Source organism: Aminobacter sp. P4_H6_2 (assembly GCF_056400805.1).
Map to the genome: position 1 here is coordinate 1 of NZ_JBFUKO010000640.1, position 2,954 is coordinate 2,954.

Here is a 2,954-nt window from a genome sequence, read left to right on the forward strand (position 1 = left end):
CACCTCAGGATGAGGACTGTTGGCGCCAATGGTCCTCATCCTGAGGTGCGAGCCAGCTACAGCATTGTAAAGCTAGAGTAAAAGTCGGCGGGCGAGCCTCGAAGGACGCACTTCGTGGCAATCCTTCGCCGCCGCTTCGTCAGCGACCTATCCGCCTACCGCGCGTTGATCCACTTCGCCAGCCGGTGCGAAGCTTCCTCGACCTGGTCGAGGCGGCGGTGGAAGCACAAGCGCAGAAAGCCCTCTCCACCGGCGCAGAATGCCGTTCCGGGCGCAACGCCAACGGCAGCCTTGTCGACGATGTCGAAGGCGGCCGCCTCGGCGTCCTTCATGCCGTCCACGGAAAAGAACAGGTAGAATGCACCCGGCGGCACGCTGAAGCGGGCTTTGCCGGTATCGCCCAGGACCTTGCAGACGATATCGCGCGCCTGCTGGGCACGTTCGACCTGCGAGGCGATGAAATCGTCGCCTTCGTCGAGGGCTGCGATCGCGCCGCGCTGCATGAACTGCGCCACGCCCGACGTCGAATACTGGACGAGGTTTTCGAAGGTGCGGCTGAGCGAAGGATGCGAACGCAGCCAGCCAACGCGCCAGCCAGTCATCGCCCAGTTCTTGGAGAAGGTGTTGACGAACAGGATCTTGTCTTCCGGATCCATGATGTCCATGAACGAGGCCGCGCGGTGCCCGCCGAAATGAAACAGCGCATAAATCTCGTCGGCGATGATCCAGAGGTTGTTCTTGCGCGCCAGATCCAAGATGGCCTTCAGCGTCTCGCGATCGGCGGTCCAGCCGGTCGGGTTGGACGGCGTGTTGACGAAGATCGCCTTGGTGCGCGGGGTAATGGCGGCGGCGATCTTTTCGATATCGCAGCTCCAGCCATTGTCGGCCATGTCGAGCAGCACCGGCACCGGCTTGACGCCGGCAACCACCGCCGCACCAGCGAAGTTTGGCCAGGCCGGCGCGAGATAGAGCGCTTCATCGCCAGCACCCACCGCCACTTGCAGCGCCATGGTGATCGCCTGCATGCCGCCGATGGTGACGATGAATTCGTCCTCGGCAAAGTCCATGCCGAAATGGCGCTTGTGATAGCGGGCGAGTGCTTGCCGCAGTTCAGGGATGCCGGCCTGCCAGGTGTAGAAGGTTTCGCCATTGGCGAGGCCACGCGCTGCGGCCGAGCTGATGAAGTCGGGCGTCGGCATGTCGCCTTCGCCGGCCCACAGCGGAATGAGGCCAGCGCGGTCGCGCCCGTAATTTGCCACCGCCTCGATGCCGCTGACGGGCGCGAGGCGGGCCTCGGCGCGAACCATATCTATAAGGCTCATGATCATCCCAGGTTGAATGTCTGTTTCGGCTGCAAGTCCTAGCGCGCCCGCTCCAACGAAAGAACCCCCGGCGGTCCAGCCAGCCGGGGGTTTTTCAGCATGCCAGCCAGATAACGGCTCAACCGTTACTTCTTGGCAAGCAGATCGCGGATCTCGGTGAGCAGCACGACGTCAGCGGGCGTCGCGGCCGGCTCCGCTGCCTTTTCCGATTCCAGCTTGCGGCGCAAGGTGTTCACGCCCTTGACCATCAGGAAGATGATCCAGGCCAGGATGGCGAAGTTGATGACCACCGTGAAGAAGTTGCCATAGGCGAAGACTGCGCCCTGCTTCTTGGCTTCCACAAGGTTCGTGGCAGTGACCGAAGACGACAGCGGCAGGAAGTAGTTGGAGAAATCGAAGCCGCCGAAGACCGCGCCAACGATCGGCATGATGATATCGGCCACCAGCGACGAAACGATCAGCCCGAAGGCGCCACCGATGATCACGCCGACGGCGAGATCCATCACATTGCCTTTGGAAATGAACTCCTGGAATTCCTTGAGCATAGAACTCTCCTTGTCGTGATCTGCGAGACGGCGAATCGCGACACCCTGCCTGCCGCCAATTGCTGCCACAATAACAAAAACTGTCGGTTGCAAAACCCGCCAATATGGTCGCCCACAATGGCCGCGTCCTGCAACCTTCCGGCTGCATGTAGGAGACAAGGATAATAGACTTGCCCGCCAAGCTGTGATTGCCTCACCTTGGAGGCGATAGGTCTTCCAAGGGAGCGAGAATTAGCAGTGCAGGGCCTGGCCGTCGTCTTCATCGCCATTGCCTATGTCACGTTTTTGTTCGCCATCGCGAGCATCGGCGACCGCAGGACCGCGAGCCTGGGTCCAGGCCGGCCACGCCCGTTCATCTATGCGCTCAGCCTTGCCATCTACTGCACGTCCTGGACCTTCTTCGGCTCGGTCGGGCTCGCCTCCGAGCGCGGGCTCGAATTCCTCGCCATCTATATCGGCCCGGTTCTGGTCTTCATGTTCGGCTTCCCGCTGCTCAGCCGCATCATCAAGCTGGCCAAGGCCGAAAAGATCACCTCGATCGCCGACTTTTTGGGCGCGCGCTACGGCAAGAGTTTCGCCGTCGCCTCCATCGCAACCTTGATCGCCACTGTCGGCGCCATCCCTTACATAGCGCTCCAGCTCAAGGCGATCTCCGGTTCGGTCAGCCTGATGGTCGAGCACTACACCGGCTTCCCACCCTCCTTCGACCCCTTCATCAGCGACATCTCGCTGGTCGTGGCATTGCTGCTTGCCCTGTTTGCCACCTTGTTCGGCACCCGCCATGCCGACGCCACCGAGCATCAGAATGGACTGGTGCTGGCAGTCGCGGTCGAGTCGATCGTCAAGCTGGTCGCGTTCCTCGCGGTTGGGCTGTTCGTCACCTTCTCCCTATTCGACGGTCCCGGCGACATGCTGGAGAGCTTCGCCGCCACCGAACAGGTCGGCGACGCCATGGGCTACAGCACCTCGCTTGGCACATGGCTGGTGGTGACCATCATCAGCGGCTTTGCGATCATCATGCTGCCGCGCCAATTCTACGTCATGATCGTCGAAAACCGCAGCGAAAGCGAATTGCGCACAGCAACCT

General features: G+C 61.5%; 3 protein-coding genes. 1 reads left to right on the forward strand and 2 read right to left on the reverse strand.

What is annotated here, in order from left to right; all coding sequences use genetic code 11:
• Nucleotides 1-155: 155 nt before the first annotated feature.
• Nucleotides 156-1,322 carry a pyridoxal phosphate-dependent aminotransferase gene (locus AC1DUU_RS27880; RefSeq protein WP_476786586.1) on the reverse strand — a complete coding sequence of 389 codons (1,167 nt, stop codon included), beginning with the start codon at nt 1,320-1,322 and terminating at the stop codon, nt 156-158.
• A gap of 125 nt (nt 1,323-1,447) precedes the next feature.
• Nucleotides 1,448-1,867, reverse strand: a complete 420-nt coding sequence (gene mscL / locus AC1DUU_RS27885; RefSeq protein WP_476786587.1) for a large conductance mechanosensitive channel protein MscL — start codon at nt 1,865-1,867, stop codon at nt 1,448-1,450.
• A 237-nt stretch (nt 1,868-2,104) separates the two neighbouring features.
• Here mscL and AC1DUU_RS27890 point away from each other — a divergent pair.
• A partial coding sequence (locus AC1DUU_RS27890) for an SLC5/6 family protein (protein WP_476786588.1) occupies nt 2,105-2,954 on the forward strand: 850 nt, incomplete at its 3' end.

What these genes read in the sequence shown, in the direction of transcription:
- AC1DUU_RS27880 (WP_476786586.1), bottom strand. Translation starts at nt 1,322, where the DNA reads ATGAGCCTTATAGATATGGTTCGCGCCGAGGCCCGCCTCGCGCCCGTC.
- mscL (WP_476786587.1), bottom strand. Translation starts at nt 1,867, where the DNA reads ATGCTCAAGGAATTCCAGGAGTTCATTTCCAAAGGCAATGTGATGGAT.